Genomic DNA, 18,339 nt, shown 5'->3' with positions numbered 1-18,339 from the left:
ACCGTCATCTCCTAAAGCGACGAAGGAGCGTAATAGGAGATCTGCTTTTGGACTGCATCCAATAAAAAAGGTTGGTGCTTTCACATCAACCTTATGATTTTCATTCTAGCTTTATCAGCCAAGCTCAGTATCTTTCGGGCGTAACTGAAACTCATCAATAGAGCCAATTTCAACACCTGCTGACAGCTTCTCTTCCTCATTATGAGCATTACCGTGAGCATGCATAATCAGGCGATTTGCCGTGCGTGGTTTTAGCTGGCTAACCACAAAACGCATCATGTCTGAGCGAGTTAACCCCTTAAGGTCTTCCAATACGCGCTCTCTCTGGTTGAACTCAACATCCTTATTGCCTATCGCAACCCATAAGCGCTGAGCTCGCCCTCGCAAAGTCGTATCTGGTGCCGAAATCTGATTCCAGAGACCGCGCTTACTGCTGTGCCATTGATAGTCGTTAAGCTCCAACAGCACCATGTAAAAGGCATTGAGGAACTCATCTATTGAAGCTAACAAGTCAGCAGGGGCGGCATTCGGTGATTGCACATACAACACAATACCAGGGTGTCGGTTGAGCGGCATATTGCCAGTACCGACCATGTAACCTAGCTGCTGCTTGGTTCGTATCTCATGGAAGAAAGTGGCCGACATCAAATGGTTTGCCAATGAATACAGCGCGATATTTTTAGGTGAAATATCAGGGCATTGGTAATAAACCACAATTGCTGAATCATCTTGGTTACACACCACTTCACGTTGGAAGCTGCCGTTTTCACCGAGCATGATGAGCGGACGCAGTGATTCTTCGTAAGCCTGATCTTGAACACGCAGTGCATCTTTTAGCGTTTCAGCCATCTTGTGTGCATCGGCTTTTTTCCAGTCGCCATACACAAACATCTCAACATGAAGTTCCGCCAAGATTGCTTGAACAAAAGAGGAGAGCTCATCGACCTCTATCGTTTCTAGGGCTTCAATTAACACGGAATAAGGCGGGTTATTTGGTTGAAGTATCCCAGTCATTGCATTAAACAACTGCGAAATAGGGCGATCTTGCGACGCGTTGTTCCAGTTTCTGAGCAATTGATGCTTGATGGTTTCGAAGCGTGTTGGACTAAAGTCGCGTGCTTGGAAACGTTCAAGAATCATATTGAGCAGTTGTGGCTGTTTCTCGCTAAACCCGGACAGAGTGAGCGTTACACCGCCCTGATGGGTGTACATGTTGTAGCCCATTCCGGCGATTTCAGCCTGATACGTATCTTTTTCGAGTGAGTCTAAGAACATTTCTACACACAAGCGTGTTTTAACGATATTTCTTGGGCTAGCGACTGAGTGCGGGCTATCGATAGCAACATACACCACACCTTTTGGCACCCGGAATTGATGGTCTTGCAGATGCCATAGCTTAAAGCCATCGAGCTCTTCTAACAGTTGTGGGAACTTAGCGTCACCTTCGAGTTCAGTCGGGTCTAGATCGTAGCAAATAAACGGGTTTTTGCTTGGGAGTTCAAACTGCCAACCGGGGTTAATGCACGTAAAGCATTGAACTTGTTCAGCGCTAAAAGGTGTGACTGAGTAGGGAGTAAAGTACCACTTCGCTTCCCTGTCATACTCGAATCCCTGAGCAACAATGGTCGCTCGCATGTTGTCTACGGTTAAGTAAGGCAGCAAAGAACGCTGTAATTCGTCATCGAAATGCGACATTTTGTAATCGCCATACACCACATCTTGCTCTTGGTAGTGCTGCATGTTGATGACGAGGTGGCTGACGACATCAAGCGGTCTTGCTGGCTCTTGAAAGCGGAAAGCAGACTCTAAAACGGCGCGTTTTTCTAGGTAGCGCCACTCTTCTATGCCTTGTTGTTCGACTAACTTGATGTACTGAAATATCGCTTGGATGATGTTATCGGTTTTGGTTAAACCTTCTATGGTCAATGAGCAACTGACTGTGAAATCACGGTAGTTACTGCCACTCGCGCCACCACCTGCAGAGAGAGATGTTATCCAGCCTTTCTCTTTGAGTTGCATCATCAAACTGCCTTCACCTTCGTAACCTAAAAGGTGGGCAAAGAACGACAAAGGCTTAACGCCGTAGTGTTCGTCCATGCTTGGCATCGGGAAGGTTAAGATCAGTTTGCGCACTTCTTTAATCGGCTCAACGCGGACTTGTACACCCGTACTTAACTCGCCGACAATCGGAACTTCAACCTTTTTGCCTTGTAGGTTGTGATTGGTGATTGAGCTAAAGCGATCCTCAACCCAGCTTTGCATCTCATCTAACGACTGATTGCCAGACAGTGTCAGTGTCATCAAGTCAGCAGAGTATTGCTGCTGGTGGAAAGCCAAGATCTCTTGTCGAATCGTCTCGCCGTTTCTGTCACCCAACGTATCGATATTACCGACAGAAAACTTCGAGAATGGGTGATTGTGATTCACCAGTTCTTTGGTAACTTGGTACAAGCGTCGTGAGTCGTCGTTGAGTTTCATCTTGTATTCGGAGTCAACGGCTTGGCGTTCTTTGTCTAACGCTTCTTCGTTGAAAAGGGGAGCGGTAAAAAATTGGCTGAAGCGATCGAGTGCGGTTTCAAAGGCATTCAATTCAACATCAAAAAAGAAGCAGGTGTGCTCTGTTCCTGTCCAAGCGTTGTTGCTACCGCCATGCTGGCTGATAAAACTTTGGAACTCTCCGACCTTTGGATACTTTTCAGTTCCCAAAAATAGCATATGCTCTAAGTAGTGAGCTAAACCCTCTCGGTCTGTAGGGTCATCAAAATGCCCCACATTGACGGCTAATGCGGCTGCTGCTTTTTGAGCATTTTGATCCTGAACTAACAGTACACGTAACCCGTTATTTAAGGTTATGTAGCGGTATTGATGTTCATCATTTGGGCTTAAGTGCACAGGAGCATCTCCAGAGAAGGTGGTTTTTAAATTATGTACCCGATGATTCGGCGTGCAAACCTTGTGATCATATTTTGGGATATGAAGTGCTTTTTGGCGATTTCTAAATCACTTTTATCGATTTTTATCAGTAATTTATTTTCTTTTAACAAGATTGTTAAGAAAGTCGAACTCTTTGGCAAGTGACTTGATATAATTATTTATATTGACTGCGGTTTCTCTGGATTGAGAGCCAAACCTAAGTAGCGTTTCGCTGATATATGGGATATATCGACTTTCGACATGTTACGAAGACAGGATTGAACATGAAAATATTCATTATGCGCCACGGTGAAGCAGAACATTTTGCCAACTCGGATGCAGAAAGAGCGTTGACCAAGCGCGGGAAAATGGCTTCTCTTGCCGTGGCACAAGCTGCAAATGAGCAGGGGATTAGTCAATTCGATAAAGTGCTGGTGAGCCCATATTTAAGGGCACAAGAAACGTGGTTAGAGATCTCTCAGGCGTTTTCTGGAAAGAAAGTAGAAACCTGTGATGATATTACGCCTTATGGAATGTCCGACGATGTGTTTGATTTGACCTTAGCAATGGCTGAAGTAGAAAAACTAGAGACCATTTTATTTGTTTCTCATTTACCTCTAGTTGGCTACCTAACTGCAGAGTTTGCAACAGGCATTGCGCCGCCTATGTTTCCCACTTCGGGCCTAGCGTGTATCGACTTCAACCTTGAGACACAAAAAGGTGAGTTGCTTTGGAACATCAATCCATAAGCTCGTTGAGCTCTGTTTGATGACAAAGTTGCAGACAATTAGAAAGGGCATCTCAATATGATTGGGATGCCCTTTGTTGTTTTTTGGTGAGAGAGAGTTTGTTAACCAGAATTACTTCTCAGGAACCGAAAGCAAGACTAACAGCGCGCCATTACCACCAAACTCTAACGGCGCTTGGTGGAAAGCCATCACGTCTGGGTGCTGTGCTAACCACAAAGGCACCTTCTGTTTAAGGATGTGTTTACCGATACCGTGTTGAACACAGGCACACGCCACGCTCTCTTTCACGCAGTGCGCAATCATCGCGCCAAGCTCACGTTTGGCTTCTTGTTGAGTCATACCATGCATATCGAGATACACGTCAGGCACGTAGACACCACGACGGAGGCGCTTGACCTCATATTTAGAGACATCATCACGCGCATAACGCGTCGGACCGTCTTCGCTAAGATGCGGAATGAACTCATCCGAGAAATAAAACTCGCTATCACTGGCTTGTCTTGCCGTTCGAGTAATTTCTTTTTGCTTGGCATTTCTTTTTGGCTGCTGGACTATGGTATCCTGTTGCAACTTTTTAACGCCCTTTACTGCATCGTTGAACAGGGCGAAATCGTCATCGAAGTCGGTGTCTTTTTTGCTCATCAGGTTATGAATTCTAATTAGAAACGTAATTAGCAGTATTGTAGCGCTTTTCGGAGACAATTTTGGATAAGATTTTTGTAGAAGAAGCGGTATCAGAACTACACACGCTTCAAGATGTGATTCGTTGGACTGTTAGCCGCTTTAACGCAGCGGGCCTATTTTATGGTCACGGCACTGATAACGCGTGGGATGAGGCAGTACAACTTATCTTACCTACTCTTTATCTGCCGATTGATGTTCCTTCGCATGTGATGAACTCTCGTCTAACGAGCAGCGAACGTCTACGTATTGTTGAGCGCGTAATCAAGCGTATTAATGATCGTACACCAACGGCTTACCTAACCAACAAAGCTTGGTTCTGTGGTCTTGAGTTCTTCGTTGATGAGCGCGTTCTTGTGCCTCGTTCTCCAATTGGTGAGCTGATCGAAGCTCAATTCCAACCTTGGTTAACTGAAGAGCCAACTCGCATCATGGATATGTGTACGGGTAGTGGTTGTATCGCTATTGCTTGTGCTCACGCATTCCCAGACGCTGAAGTAGATGCGATTGATATCTCTACTGACGCATTGCAAGTTGCAGAGCAGAACGTTCAAGATCACGGCATGGAGCAGCAAGTGTTCCCAATCCGTTCAGATCTTTTCCGTGATTTGCCAAAAGAGAAATACAACCTGATCGTATCTAACCCACCTTACGTGGACGAAGAAGATATGAACAGCCTGCCAGATGAGTTTACTCACGAGCCAGAACTTGGCCTAGCAGCGGGTACAGACGGTCTGAAATTGGTTCGTCGCATCTTAGCTAATGCACCAGACTACCTAACTGACGACGGTATTCTTATCTGTGAAGTTGGTAACTCAATGGTTCATATGATGGATCAGTACCCAGAGATTCCATTCACTTGGATTGAATTCTCTAACGGTGGTCATGGCGTATTCATGATCACTCGCGAACAGCTCGTTGCTTGTGCTGATGAGTTCTCTATCTACAAAGACTAGTTAATAACGGCTAGTTTTTAGCTTCGTACTTGGTAAGACGTTCTATTTGAAACGTTTTAATTTAAACGCCATGCAGCAATGCATGGCGTTTTTTATTGCCGCCATTTTGGGATTAAGTAATCAACGCAGAATAAATAATGTTCAATATTTAGTTGCCTAATATGCATAGCTATTACATATTGGTGACTAATGTTTAGCCGATTTAGTGAGTTAAGGAGAATTCGCGATGAGCTTTGATACATGGATTTATTATTTGTTGGCAGTACTGATTTTAACGGCATCGCCGGGCCCAAGTTCTTTATTGTGTATGACCAAAGGTGTGCAATCGGGCTTTAAATTATCAATATTTACTGCACTGGGCAGCTTAACGGCGATCACCGGAATCTTAACGTTATCGTTCACCGGCTTAGGGGTGATCATTGCCTCATCGGAAGTGGTGTTTAATGTCATTAAATGGACAGGCGCTGCCTATCTTATCTACCTTGGCTGGAAGTCTTTACGCTCTAACCAGCAAGATTACGACAAGTTATCGGATCAACAAGGCGGTGCTCAATCTGTCAAAGAAAGCGCTGCGCAACATTACTTAAGTGGCTTTATTGTTGGCGCGAGTAACCCCAAAGCTATCTTGTTTTTTACTGCACTTTTCCCACAGTTTATTGATCCCTCAATTGCGCTATTACCACAGTTTACCGTGTTTGCTTTTACCTTCGCAGTGATGGAATTGTCTTGGTTATTGGTGTATGCCTACTTGGGGGCGAAGTCGTCAAATTGGTTGTTTGCGAAAGGTCGAGCCAAGGTCTTTAATCGTGTCACTGGAGGTGTCTTTATTGGGGCTGGCGCACTGCTTTCGACGACCAGTCGAGCATAACTTTCTGTTTTATCAGAGAGGTGAATGGTTACAGAATATTCTTGATGCTGTCATAAAAGGTTAATATTAATGTGCTTGCTGCTTTTGGCGAAAAGCCGATATATTGTAGTTACACCATCACGTTCTCAAGGAGAGACATATGCAGCATCAAGAAATGATTCAACACAGTAACTTTGGCGTAATCAGTCGTACTTGGATTTTCTCTACCCTTTCTCTAGTGGGTATTCTTGCTCTAATGTAGTCAGCTTCATGGCTCTATAGTTTTAATTATGAAATCACTTGTTAAAAAGTCTTCAAAGTCAGAACTCTTTCTCTTATAAATGTGGCTTTTCTCATCAGGCTAGCCACTTAGCTTTTTCTCTTCGTAAACAGCTAAGCAATTTTCTCTCATAAGTTCATCACGTAACCTCATCTGAAGTTGTTATCAAACTGTGATAATCTTTAATCATCTTTTATCTACAGTGTGCCTCTCATGTCTGTCTGGGATTCTATTTCATTTAACAATCGATTTACTGCATTACCTCGACTGTTCTATACCCCAATTCAACCTACACCGCTAAACAATGTTCAATGGCTCGCATGGAACCATAACCTTGCGAATGAACTCGGCTTTCCGTTATTTGAGGATGCCTCAGAGGAATTGCTTGAGACGTTATCCGGCAATGTTGAACCTGAGCAATTCTCGCCAGTAGCAATGAAATACGCAGGCCATCAGTTTGGCTCTTATAACCCTGATTTAGGTGATGGAAGAGGGCTGTTATTAGCTCAAGTTGTCGCGAAAAGCGGTGAAACGTTCGACTTACACCTTAAAGGTGCAGGTAAAACCCCCTATTCTCGCATGGGCGATGGCCGTGCGGTTATTCGTTCAACTGTGCGTGAGTATCTGTGTAGCGAAGCAATGGCAGGGCTTAATATCCCAACCACACGTGCATTAGCCATGATGACCAGCGACACGCCTGTTTACCGAGAGAAACAAGAGTGGGGCGCATTACTGGTGCGTGCTGCAGAATCTCACATTCGATTTGGCCACTTTGAACATCTTTTTTATACCAATCAATTAGCTGAGCATAAGTTACTGGCTGATAAAGTCATCGAATGGCACTTCCCTGAGTGTCTTGAAGAAGAAAAGCCATACGCAGCCATGTTTAATCAAATCGTTGATCGTACCGCAGAGATGATTGCGTTGTGGCAAGCGAATGGTTTTGCTCATGGCGTGATGAACACCGATAACATGTCGATCATCGGGCAAACTTTCGATTATGGTCCGTTCGCGTTCCTTGATGAATATGACCCAAGATTGATCTGTAATCATTCGGATTACCAAGGTCGTTACGCGTTCAATCAACAACCTAGAATTGGTATGTGGAACTTATCTGCATTGGCACACTCGTTGTCACCGCTGGTGGAGAGGGTTGACTTAGAAGCGGCACTTGAGCAGTACGAACCGCAAATGAATGGTTACTTTAGTCAGCTGATGCGCAGAAAGCTTGGACTACTTTCCAAACAAGAAGGTGACAGCCGCTTGTTTGAATCTATGTTCGAGCTGATGTCGCAAAACAAAGTCGACTACCCAAGGTTCTTTAGAACGCTATCGAACCTAGACACCTTGTCGCCACAAGAAGTGATTGATCTGATAATTGATCGAGAGGCAGCAAAACTGTGGGTAGATAACTACTTACAACGCTTCGAATTGGAAGATAGCTCAGTGGTCGAGCGCTGCGAAAATATGAGACAGGTAAACCCGAAATACATCCTCAGAAACTACCTAGCTCAGCTAGCGATAGACAAAGCAGAGCGCGGTGATAGCAGCGATATTGACGCTTTGATGGTGGTACTGGCAGACCCTTATGCGGAACACCCGGATTATGAATACCTTGCGGCTCTACCTCCTGAGTGGGGTAAAGCCATGGAGATCAGCTGCTCTTCATAACCAACCAATAGCGGATTAAGCCCTAAAGATTCAGATAGAGGTCACTAAGTTGTGATCTTTATCTGTTTGTTCTTCTAACTTTACAAACATGTCAATAATCAAACAATCGGCCAGCCTATACACTATGTGAATAAGTTGTAAATTTAATAGGTTTGGGCGATGCCAACAAATACTCGAATTCTCGTGGTGGATGATGATCAAGAAATCCGCGAGCTGCTGGAAGAGTACCTCACAAAATCTGGTTTCGATGTTTCTTCTGTGGGAGATGGTGTTGAACTAGAAGCTCATCTGCAAAACCAAGGTTATCCAGATCTGATTCTGCTTGATGTGATGCTACCCGGTGACGATGGTTTTACCTTGTGTCAACGCGTCCGTAAGCAATCGAATGTGCCTATCATCATGCTGACTGCCGTATCGGATGAAACCGACCAAATTATCGGCTTAGAAATTGGTGCTGATGATTACATTGCCAAGCCGTTTAGCCCTCGTCAGTTAATGGCGCGTATCAAAGCGTTGTTGCGCCGCGTTCAAGTGGTGGATGACAAGACAAGTGATGCATTGCCAAAACAGATTGTTTTTGGTGATTGGACGCTTGATACGTTAGCGCATCGAATTTCCCACAATGAAAACTCGGAAGAGATGGATTTGTCGGGCAGTGATTTTTCTCTGTTGATGTTGTTCTTAACTCGCCCTAACGAAGTTCTCGACCGTGACACTATCTCATTCGCGACCAGAGGCCGTGAAGCGTTGCCTTTTGAGCGAGGCATTGATGTGCAGCTTAGTCGTCTGAGAAGCCGATTGGGCGACAGTGGCAAGTATCCTCACTACATCAAAACCATGCGCGGTAATGGCTATATCCTCGCTGTGCCTGTTCAGTATGAACACTGATAATCAAGTGATGTTAATGAGCACCTCGGCAATGAAGTATTTCCTATGAACGGGTTGAGTCGGTTAAAGCCAAACTCTTTGGTTGCCAGAACATTGTTACTGACCTTGTTAGCTGTGGTGATAGCTCAAGGTATCGCAACGTCTATTTGGTATAGCGAATCCAAACACAAAGAACTGGAGGGGATTCGTTCTGCCTCTTCAAGCATGGCCAATATGTTTGCCTCGACGGTGACTTTCTTCCAGTCTCTGCCCGTTAAATATCGCCATATCGTGTTGGATCAAATCCGCAATATGGGCGGTACGCGCTTCTTCGTTTCTTTCAATAAAGAGGCGTTGATTGTCGAACCGATCCCTGATACCCGTTTAAAAACCGCCTCGATTGAAGCGATAGAAAGTGTTTTGAGTAGCAAGCTCAATAAAGTCGAATCAGTGCGGGTTGATTTCTCTCGCCCTGAACATCTTCGTTTGCTTAAAAATGACATCTACTTGAGCGATCTCCCACGATCGTGGGCACATCATACTTTAACCTTAGAACCTCTTAACCCTCCTATTCTGGTTGTTCAGATAGAATTAGCCAGTCATGAATGGGTGTATATCGCCGCGTTGTTGCCTGCGCCTTACGTCAAACTCGACGATACGATTCTCGGCAGAGAACAGGTGATCTTCTTAGTTTCCTCGACCCTCATTCTTTTGGTTTTGACTTACTTGATGATTCGTCGGCAAGTACGCCCTCTTAAAAAATTAGCAAGAGCGGCCAATGAGATGAGTATGGATATTCAGCAGCCGCCACTTAACGAAGAGGGGGCTACTGAGCTGGTGACGGCGACCCGAGCGTTTAATCGAATGCAGCAACGGATTCGTCGCTATGTTGCCGACCGTGAGCACCTTTTCTCTGCAATCTCACATGATTTAAAGACACCAATAACACGGCTTAGACTACGAGCCGAGCTATTGGAAAGCGAAGTAAAGAAAGACAAGTTCAATAAGGATTTGGATGAGCTTGAGATGATGGTTAAGGGCGCTTTACAAGCGGTAAGAGATACCGACCTTCACGAAAACAACGCCATTATCGACCTCAATGAGATGATGCTCTCCGTGATTGAACTGCACAACCAACATCAAACCTTGGTTGAGTTTGAGCCCATTGTGGTTGACCCGTTAGTCGCCAAACCATTAGCCATTAAACGTGTGCTGACCAATCTTATCGACAACGCTGTGAAATATGGGACATCAGCTGAAGTCGATATTAACAGTGATTCGGTGTGGGTTATCGTGACTATTCAAGATCACGGAAAAGGTATTCCTGAAGACAAGTTAGAGTTGGTGTTTGAACCTTACTTCAGGCTCGCCACTGACGACCAAGGACACGGTTTAGGGCTTGGAATCTGTCGAAACATCCTACACGGACACGGCGGAGATCTCATTATTCGTAACTCCCCTCAAGGCGGCTTAGAAGCTAAAGTCTATATTCCACGCGGCCTAGAAGTTTAATGTAACAATTGTGTTACATTGAGCTTACCTTTTGTTTCAATCTTACAAATCAGAATAAGTAGACTCTGTATTGAACCGGACGTCGAGTCCGCTAAAACATGGAAGATAATAATGAAAATCAATAAAACCCTACTTACTCTATCTCTTCTTGCTGCCTCAACATTTTCTCAAGCTGGTGAAGTGGAAGTGCTTCACTGGTGGACTGCCGGTGGCGAAGCGAAATCCGCAGCGGTACTGAAAGAGATGATTGAAGAACAAGGCCATACTTGGAAAGATTTCGCTGTTGCTGGTGGCGGCGGTGAAAGTGCGATGACTGTTTTGAAAACTCGAGCAGTGTCGGGCAATCCTCCATCTGCGGCGCAGATTAAAGGTCATGATATTCAAGAGTGGGGTGGTTTAGGTTTTCTAACGTCTCTCGATGCAACTGCGAAACAAGAAAAATGGGATGAGCTACTGCCAGAAGTGGTCACTAAAGTGATGAAGTGGGATGGCGAATATGTCGCAGTTCCTGTCAACGTTCACCGTGTTAACTGGCTTTGGGCGAACCCTGTTGTTTTAGAAAAATCAGGCGTGACGGTTCCAACTACGTTAGATGAGTTCTTTGTTGCCGCAGACAAGATTAAAGCGGCTGGCTTCATTCCACTGGCTCACGGTGGTCAACCTTGGCAAGACGCGACGGTATTCGAAGCGGTGGCACTTGATGTGCTAGGCAGTGAAGACTACAACAAAGCGTTCGTTGACCTGGATATGGACGTGTTGTCTGGTGACAAAATGGTGGAAGTATTCACCAAGTTCAAAAAGATGCGTGATTACATCGACAGCAACTCTCCGGGTCGTGATTGGAACGTAGCAACTTCGATGGTTATCAATGGCGAAGCGGCAATGCAGATCATGGGTGACTGGGCGAAAGGTGAATTTACTGCGGCAGGCAAAGTACCGGGTAAAGATTACATCTGTGCACCAGCACCGGGCACTGATGGCCAATTCACTTTCAACATCGATAGCTTTGCGTTCTTTGAGCTGAGTGACAAAGAGAACCAAAAAGCGCAGCAAGACCTAGCGAAAACCATTCTTACCAAAGATTTCCAAGAAGTCTTCAACCTTAACAAGGGTTCTATCCCTGTACGTCTAGATATGGACATGTCTAAGTTCGACCAATGTGCGTTGGATTCAATGGCAACCTTCAAAGCGAGTGCGAAATCTGGCGATCTTGTTCCGAGTATGGCTCACGGCCTAGCGACAACAAGCTACGCTCAAGGCGCGATTTACGACGTGGTAACCAACTTCTTCAACGAAAAAGATGCCGATCCAAAACAAGCGGCGGCTAAGTTAGCGAAAGCTGTGAAAGCGGCTATCTAATATAACTTGATAAGCGACACACAACGCACGTGAGTGACGGGTTGTGTTGCTTTACCAAACCCCCAGGGTGGGTAGGCTCGTAGGGAGCCTATCTACTCTTCACTCCCAATTCTGATATGCGTGATGCTGATGTGGTGCCGAAAGGTAAGCCATTGGCTCGATTGTGCAACAAGGATAAGTTATGGAGCATGTTTTGACTGAGTCGACTCCAAAACCCACAAGGAGCCAGCCTGCGCCCAAGCCTAGCTTTGCTGACAGGTTGCAACATTGGTTACCCAAGATTGTACTGGCGCCGACCGCGTTAGTGACCGTGGTGTGTATCTACGGCTATATATTCTGGACGGCGGCGCTGTCGTTTACGAATTCTCGATTTTTACCGAGCTTCAACTTTGTTGGTTTAGCTCAATATGAAAAGCTGATGGACAACGATCGCTGGATCACCTCAATCACCAACCTCGGTGTGTTTGGTTTTCTGTTCATGGCGATTGCTATCTTGTTGGGTGTGGGTTTGGCGGTATTGCTTGACCAGAACATCCGTCAAGAAGGCGCGATTCGTACCATTTATTTATACCCAATGGCCTTGTCATTCATCGTGACGGGTACCGCTTGGAAATGGATTCTCAATCCGGGTCTTGGCATTGAAAAACTGATGCAAGATTGGGGCTTTACCGACTTCAAATTCGATTGGTTAGTCGACTCTGAAATGTCGGTCTATACCTTGGTTATCGCAGCACTTTGGCAGTCGTCAGGCTTCGTGATGGCGATGTTCTTAGCCGGCCTTCGTGGCATTGATTCTTCAATCATCAAAGCCGCTCAAATTGATGGGGCAAGCTTACCCACTATTTATCTGAAAATCATTCTACCTTGCTTGCGCCCTGTGGTTTTCAGCGCGGTGATCATCACCTCACACATTGCGATTAAGAGTTTCGACCTTGTGACCGCGATGACAGCGGGTGGCCCAGGTTATTCATCGGATCTTCCTGCGCTATTCATGTACGCACACTCATTTACGCGTGGACAAATCGGCCTTGGTGCTGCCAGTGCCATGATGATGCTTGCTGGTATCTTAGCGATTCTCGTGCCTTATCTTTACTCTGAACTTAGGGAGAAAAAGTCATGATGAATAACATCAATTTTGCTCGAATCTTTATTTATTCAGCACTGCTTTTCTTCTGCTTGGTGTATCTAATGCCATTGTTTGTCATGGCGCTGACCTCATTCAAAACTCTGCCAGACATCAAGGCAGGTAACTTGATGAGCTTACCGAAAGAGTGGGTGTTTGATGCTTGGTATAAAGCGTGGGACACCGCCTGTACGGGCGTGAAATGTGAAGGCATCAAAGGCTACTTCTGGAACTCGTTCCAAATGGTGATTCCTGCGGTTGCGATTTCAACATTGCTCGGTGCATTCAATGGTTATGTAGTGACGAAATGGCAATTCCGAGGCTCGAATCTGTTCTTCAGCTTACTGTTGTTTGGTTGCTTCATTCCGTTCCAAGTGGTGCTACTACCAATGGCAACCATGCTCGGCAAGATGGGGCTAGCGAACACAACCATCGGCTTGGTGATTGTGCACGTTATCTACGGCATGGCGTTTACAACTCTGTTTTTCCGTAACTTCTACATCTCGATTCCGGATGAATTGATCAAAGCAGCAAAACTGGATGGTGCAGGCTTCTTTACCATTTTCTTCAAGATCTTATTACCGATCTCTACGCCTATCATCATGGTGACGGTGATCTGGCAGTTCACCGCAATCTGGAACGATTTCTTGTTCGGGGTGGTGTATTCCGGCTCAGAGACTCAGCCAATCACCGTAGCATTAAATAACTTAGTCAACACCAGCACGGGCGTTAAAGAATACAACGTTGATATGGCTGCCGCGATCATCGCCGCGCTGCCAACGCTGTTGGTGTATGTCTTCGCAGGAAAATATTTTGTTCGTGGCCTAACGGCAGGATCAGTAAAAGGATAATTACCCATGGCAACATTAGATTTAAAACAGATCCGTAAAACCTATCGTAACGCGGACAACGAAACGTTAAAGGGCATCGACATCAGTATCGATTCGGGGGAATTTTTGATACTTGTCGGCCCTTCGGGGTGTGGAAAATCCACCCTAATGAACACAATCGCTGGGCTCGAAAATATTAGCTCGGGTGAGATTGTAATTGATGGCATAGACGTGGCGCAGGTTGAACCTAAAGATCGCGACATCGCGATGGTATTCCAGTCGTACGCACTTTACCCAAACATGACGGTACGCGGTAATATCGCTTTCGGTCTGAAGATCCGCAAGATGCCGCAGCAAGAGATTGATGCAGAGGTAAACCGAGTAGCGGAAATGCTGCAAATCGAACAGTTGCTGGATCGTAAACCGTCGCAACTTTCTGGTGGCCAGCGTCAACGTGTCGCGATGGGACGTGCTCTAGCTCGTCGTCCTAAGCTTTATCTATTTGATGAGCCGCTTTCTAACTTGGATGCCAAGCTGCGTGTTGAAATGCGCCACCAGATTAAACGTCTGCACCAGAAGCTGAATACCACGATTGTTTATGTAACCCATGATCAGATCGAAGCTATGACTCTTGCGGATCGCATCGCAGTAATGAAAGACGGTGAACTGCAGCAACTCGGTACGCCACAAGAGATCTACACCAAGCCAAACAACATGTTCGTAGCGGGCTTTATGGGCTCACCATCAATGAACTTCATTAAAACCATGGTGGACTTGGATGAGGAACAGAATCCGATCATCAAAGTAACTGGCACGGCGGAGCAAGAACACCACATTCGATTACCACAAAGCATGCGTGAGCAAGATGGCAAAGAAGTGGTGATTGGCCTGCGCCCTGAACATATTACCGAGCAGGAAAGTGAAGATGTGTCGGCAACGACCAAGCTAGACTTGCAGTTAGAAGTGCTAGAACCAACAGGGCCAGATACGATTGCGATGGTGAAAGTGAACGACCAAGAAGTGGCATGTCGCTTGTCGCCAGAATTTGAAGTGTCAGTTGGGCAAATGGCGCCGCTGCATTTTGACTTATCAAAGGCGGTATTCTTTGATGCTCAGACTGAAGCGAGAATTGATTTTTAGTTTTTGAGACAGTAGCTCAATGAGAGTCTAAGCTTAAGCAAAGGCAGTATCACTAATTACTAATAAGTAACGTGATGCTGTCTTTTTTGTTGTTTTAGCCTGTTTTATTTCCTCACGAAAACAGAGGGATAAACGAGATAAATGGATTAACTGCAATAATATCGCCAAATAGCCTCCGTTAGCTCTATAAAGCTGACCGAGAACAGCGTAGGATCGCGCTACTTTAGACCAAATACTAGGTTGCACATTAGTGCATAAACAGAAGAATACATGAAACTAACAGCAAAACCCTCAGCTAGTAACGCTTTACTTATTTCTATTACGACACCGGACTTCAAAGGTGACGAAGCAAAAGAGTCTCTTGCCGAACTTGCTCGCTTAGTAACAACCCTAGGGTTTAAAGTGGTCGGTACACAATCACAGCACCACAGTTCAACACAACGACAAAACGTGTTGGGCGCAGGTAAGCTTGCAGAAATTGCACACCTCACCGGTTACCAAGGTTCGATTGAAGAAGCAGAAGATGAAGATTTTATCGATGAATCTTTTGATTTTCGCGCTAGTATCGATGAATTAGATTTTGATGATCTTCCATCTGAAGATGTGGAGTTTGGTACTGCTGACGTAGTGGTATTCGACTGTGATTTGAGCCCATCTCAACTGCGTAATGTAGAAGCGCACTTGGGTGTCGAGGTATTTGACCGTACTGGTATCATCATCGAGATCTTTAGCCGCCATGCTCGTACTCGTACCGCACGTCTGCAAGTTGAAATCGCTCGCCTAAACTACTTAGTGCCTCGACTGCGTGAAACAGCCGACGGTGATAAAGAGCGTCAAATGGGTCAGGGTGCTGGTGAAACTTCATTAGAGCTAGACCGCCGTAAAGTACGTGACCAAATTGCTGCGCTTAAACGTGAGCTGGTTAGCGTACAGGACGAAATGAAGAACCGACGCACTCAGCGTTCGGAGCTTTTCACTGTTGCTCTGGTTGGCTACACCAACGCGGGTAAATCTTCGATGATGCGCGCTATGACCGCAACCGAAGTGAGCGGTGAAGATAAGCTATTCGCGACCTTAGATACCACGGTTCGTGCACTTCAGCCGATCACTCAGCCGCGTATCTTAGTGTCAGATACGGTGGGTTTCATCAAGAAACTGCCACACGATCTGGTTGCTTCATTCCACTCAACACTAGCAGAAGCGCATGATGCTTCATTACTGCTTTATGTGGTTGATGCTTCTGATGTTTCATTCCGCGCACAGCTTGATGTGGTACACGAAGTATTAGCGCAAGTGGGCGTTGAAGGCAGCGAAAAACTATTGGTACTGAACAAGTGCGATAGATTGAGCGAAGACGAACAGTTAGAGCTGATTGAAGAATTCCCAGATGCAATGCTGACCTCGACTCGTGACCCGCTCGATATCACCAAACTACACAAGTACATTGTGGGTGTGGCTGAACAAGGCATGATCGAAGAAGAGATCACGATTCCTTATTCTGGACAAGGCATTATCGGTGAGATTCGCTCAAACATGAGTGTGGTGAAGGAAGAATACGACTACGAATGCATCAAGCTTACTGTACGCTCAAGTGCAATTGATTTAGCGCGCTTGAAAAAGCGTATGCAGAAGTCTTAATTTTGTAGCGAGCCTGGCAAGAACAACCAAAAGAAAAGCGACCCGATAAGGTCGCTTTTTTGTTTCCTGTCGCTGAGTAATTAGTTACTCGTCAACCAGTCCATTTTGGTCATTTACGCCATTCTTTGAGTTGGCTTCCATCGTGCTAGTTCTGGATCAAGCTTGATGCCTTGCGAAGTCAGCAGGTTAACACGTGCTAAGTAAGCCGCACCGTGCATCAGGTGCTTAGCAAGGTCGACCGCATTACGCTGCTGGTAATCATCTAGGTAGCTGTCTTTTGCCCACGCGTTGAATGCGCCAAGTGCAGGGCCAGCCCATACTTGATAATCCATTTCACGACCTTGTTCGCCCGTGTTTGACCAGCGGCTAGAAAGCCCCAAGTACCAGCGGAAAATCAACGCCATTTTACGCTTCGGGTTGCCTTCAGCGCGTTCGATCTGTTTAGGGTCGCGCTCGTTAAAGTGAGCAACAGTACCTGCCCAGATGTCATCCAATGTTGAACGGAATACCTGCTTCTCTAGCTTTTGACGTTCTTCAACTGGAATCGCTTCAATGGAGTCGTAGCGTGTGTAGATCTCGTAAAGCTTGTTTGCACGCATTGGGAACAAGGTACCGCGCTTAACCACTTGCAGCTTCACGCCCATTTCGAACATGTCTGCTGCCGGAGCCATAGTCACGTCAGCCATTTCAGTTGTCGAAAGCAGCTTACGTGTGTGTTCACTCGCGCCAGCTTCAACACAGGCTTGGTTAATAGAACCAGTAACAATGTATGCCGCGCCCATGTTAAACGTTGCTAGAGCTGCGTCAGGCGTGCCGACGCCACCACCACAACCAACACGCAGCGGTGTTTTGAATTGGTACTGAGCTTGGATCTGTTCTTTCAACGCAAGAATCGTTGGTAACAGGGTAACTAGAGGGCGGTTATCGGTGTGACCACCAGAATCCGCTTCTGCAGTAATGTCATCCGCCATTGGAACCAACTGTGCTAGCTCCATCTGTTCTGCTGTGATTCGACCTTCATCAACCAAAGCTTGCAGCATTTTCACAGGAGCAGGCTGCATGAACTTGCTTGCGACTTCAGTACGGCTCACTTTTGCGATGACTTTGTTGCCAATCTGGATTTCGCCTTTTGCATCACGGCTTAGACCAGCAGCACGATAGTGAACAATTTGCGGTGTTAAACCTAAGAAGGCTGAAGCCTCAACCGTTTTCACTTTGTGCTTCAAAAACAGCTCTACACTGCCGCGCTCTAGTGCAGGTTCACTTGGGCTGTGAATCAGGTTAAACGCGTAAGGGCCGTTTGGTAGCGCTGCTTGAATACGGTTGATCGCTTGCTCAACGCGAGACGGGATTAAGCCTGCCGCGCCAAATGAACAAAGAATGCCTGCCTGACCAAGCGCAATTACAAGCTCTTCAGATGAGATGCCGTTGGCCATTGCGCCTGCGTAGTACGCGTATTTTACGCCATGACAGCGACGAAACTCTTCGTCGCCCAAGCTTTGTGTACCGAGTGCAGGAGCAAATGCGCTAACAGGTTGGCTGTTCGCTGCACTTGCTGAATCACCCGATGTAATTTCAGCTTGTTGGCTGACGCCTAAGCCTTTTTCTGGGTGGCTCACTACGTAACAAGCAAGGCTTAAGTCTTTTAAGATGGTCGACATTGCCGCGCTATCAAAATGAGTTGTTTTCTCTTCAATCTGCCAAGGCCACGGAGATAGCTTTTCGTTATTGATAGTAGTTTGAGTTGTCATAATTATTTCTTTCCTAGTTCCG

General features: G+C 45.9%; 14 protein-coding genes. 11 read left to right on the top strand and 3 right to left on the bottom strand.

Annotated elements, in window-relative coordinates:
* Positions 1-114: 114 nt before the first annotated feature.
* The gene (locus AB6E52_RS07360) at positions 115-2,892 is read right to left on the bottom strand and encodes an insulinase family protein (protein ID WP_102320194.1); all 2,778 of its coding nucleotides are present in this window, start codon (positions 2,890-2,892) and stop codon (positions 115-117) included.
* 305 nt (positions 2,893-3,197) lie between these two features.
* Between AB6E52_RS07360 and sixA the strand changes: the two genes are divergently transcribed.
* Positions 3,198-3,662, top strand: a complete 465-nt coding sequence (gene sixA, locus AB6E52_RS07355) for a phosphohistidine phosphatase SixA (RefSeq protein WP_102320193.1) — start codon at positions 3,198-3,200, stop codon at positions 3,660-3,662.
* 111 nt (positions 3,663-3,773) lie between these two features.
* Here the strand turns inward: sixA and smrB are convergent, their stop codons facing one another.
* Positions 3,774-4,304 (bottom strand): endonuclease SmrB, encoded by a 531-nt coding sequence (gene smrB / locus AB6E52_RS07350; RefSeq protein ID WP_017064096.1) that lies wholly within the window; start codon positions 4,302-4,304, stop codon positions 3,774-3,776.
* A gap of 62 nt (positions 4,305-4,366) precedes the next feature.
* On the opposite strand from smrB, the gene prmB reads away from it, so the two are divergent.
* From prmB to hflX, 10 genes are all read left to right on the top strand, one after another.
* On the top strand, positions 4,367-5,299 hold the full coding sequence (prmB, locus tag AB6E52_RS07345; RefSeq protein WP_017060640.1) for a 50S ribosomal protein L3 N(5)-glutamine methyltransferase: 933 nt from the start codon (positions 4,367-4,369) through the stop codon (positions 5,297-5,299).
* 226 nt (positions 5,300-5,525) lie between these two features.
* Complete coding sequence (locus tag AB6E52_RS07340; protein WP_102320192.1) at positions 5,526-6,167, top strand: LysE family translocator; 642 nt, start codon at positions 5,526-5,528, stop codon at positions 6,165-6,167.
* 472 nt (positions 6,168-6,639) lie between these two features.
* Complete coding sequence (locus AB6E52_RS07335) at positions 6,640-8,097, top strand: protein adenylyltransferase SelO (protein ID WP_102320191.1); 1,458 nt, start codon at positions 6,640-6,642, stop codon at positions 8,095-8,097.
* 159 nt (positions 8,098-8,256) lie between these two features.
* Positions 8,257-8,985: a response regulator gene (locus AB6E52_RS07330; RefSeq protein WP_017060637.1), complete on the top strand. Its 729-nt coding sequence runs from the start codon at positions 8,257-8,259 to the stop codon at positions 8,983-8,985.
* A gap of 45 nt (positions 8,986-9,030) precedes the next feature.
* On the top strand, positions 9,031-10,476 hold the full coding sequence (locus AB6E52_RS07325; RefSeq protein ID WP_017064094.1) for an ATP-binding protein: 1,446 nt from the start codon (positions 9,031-9,033) through the stop codon (positions 10,474-10,476).
* A 111-nt stretch (positions 10,477-10,587) separates the two neighbouring features.
* Complete coding sequence (locus tag AB6E52_RS07320; RefSeq protein WP_017066147.1) at positions 10,588-11,835, top strand: ABC transporter substrate-binding protein; 1,248 nt, start codon at positions 10,588-10,590, stop codon at positions 11,833-11,835.
* Positions 11,836-12,016: 181 nt separating this feature from the next.
* On the top strand, positions 12,017-12,955 hold the full coding sequence (locus tag AB6E52_RS07315) for a carbohydrate ABC transporter permease (RefSeq protein ID WP_017060634.1): 939 nt from the start codon (positions 12,017-12,019) through the stop codon (positions 12,953-12,955).
* Complete coding sequence (locus AB6E52_RS07310) at positions 12,952-13,809, top strand: carbohydrate ABC transporter permease (RefSeq protein WP_009848502.1); 858 nt, start codon at positions 12,952-12,954, stop codon at positions 13,807-13,809. Before AB6E52_RS07315 ends, AB6E52_RS07310 begins: the two co-directional genes overlap by 4 nt.
* 6 nt (positions 13,810-13,815) lie before the next feature.
* The gene (locus AB6E52_RS07305; protein WP_102320190.1) at positions 13,816-14,928 is read left to right on the top strand and encodes an ABC transporter ATP-binding protein; all 1,113 of its coding nucleotides are present in this window, start codon (positions 13,816-13,818) and stop codon (positions 14,926-14,928) included.
* A gap of 270 nt (positions 14,929-15,198) precedes the next feature.
* Complete coding sequence (gene hflX, locus AB6E52_RS07300) at positions 15,199-16,566, top strand: GTPase HflX (RefSeq protein WP_102320189.1); 1,368 nt, start codon at positions 15,199-15,201, stop codon at positions 16,564-16,566.
* 113 nt (positions 16,567-16,679) lie between these two features.
* Here the strand turns inward: hflX and pfaD are convergent, their stop codons facing one another.
* Entirely contained in the window at positions 16,680-18,317 is a 1,638-nt protein-coding gene (pfaD, locus tag AB6E52_RS07295; RefSeq protein WP_017071724.1) for an eicosapentaenoate synthase subunit PfaD, read from the bottom strand.
* Positions 18,318-18,339: the final 22 nt, after the last annotated feature.

Origin of the sequence: Vibrio sp. 10N.247.311.13, assembly GCF_041467595.1 — a bacterium.
Classification (GTDB): Bacteria; Pseudomonadota; Gammaproteobacteria; order Enterobacterales; family Vibrionaceae; genus Vibrio; species Vibrio crassostreae_C.
Note: the sequence above shows the minus strand (reverse complement) of the source record. Positions and strands in the feature narration are given on the sequence as shown.

What these genes read in the sequence shown, in the direction of transcription:
- AB6E52_RS07335 (WP_102320191.1), top strand. Translation starts at nt 6,640, where the DNA reads ATGTCTGTCTGGGATTCTATTTCATTTAACAATCGATTTACTGCATTA.
- hflX (WP_102320189.1), top strand. Translation starts at nt 15,199, where the DNA reads ATGAAACTAACAGCAAAACCCTCAGCTAGTAACGCTTTACTTATTTCT.
- smrB (WP_017064096.1), bottom strand. Translation starts at nt 4,304, where the DNA reads ATGAGCAAAAAAGACACCGACTTCGATGACGATTTCGCCCTGTTCAAC.
- sixA (WP_102320193.1), top strand. Translation starts at nt 3,198, where the DNA reads ATGAAAATATTCATTATGCGCCACGGTGAAGCAGAACATTTTGCCAAC.
- AB6E52_RS07340 (WP_102320192.1), top strand. Translation starts at nt 5,526, where the DNA reads ATGAGCTTTGATACATGGATTTATTATTTGTTGGCAGTACTGATTTTA.
- AB6E52_RS07325 (WP_017064094.1), top strand. Translation starts at nt 9,031, where the DNA reads ATGAACGGGTTGAGTCGGTTAAAGCCAAACTCTTTGGTTGCCAGAACA.
- AB6E52_RS07310 (WP_009848502.1), top strand. Translation starts at nt 12,952, where the DNA reads ATGATGAATAACATCAATTTTGCTCGAATCTTTATTTATTCAGCACTG.
- AB6E52_RS07330 (WP_017060637.1), top strand. Translation starts at nt 8,257, where the DNA reads ATGCCAACAAATACTCGAATTCTCGTGGTGGATGATGATCAAGAAATC.
- pfaD (WP_017071724.1), bottom strand. Translation starts at nt 18,317, where the DNA reads ATGACAACTCAAACTACTATCAATAACGAAAAGCTATCTCCGTGGCCT.
- AB6E52_RS07320 (WP_017066147.1), top strand. Translation starts at nt 10,588, where the DNA reads ATGAAAATCAATAAAACCCTACTTACTCTATCTCTTCTTGCTGCCTCA.
- AB6E52_RS07305 (WP_102320190.1), top strand. Translation starts at nt 13,816, where the DNA reads ATGGCAACATTAGATTTAAAACAGATCCGTAAAACCTATCGTAACGCG.
- AB6E52_RS07315 (WP_017060634.1), top strand. Translation starts at nt 12,017, where the DNA reads ATGGAGCATGTTTTGACTGAGTCGACTCCAAAACCCACAAGGAGCCAG.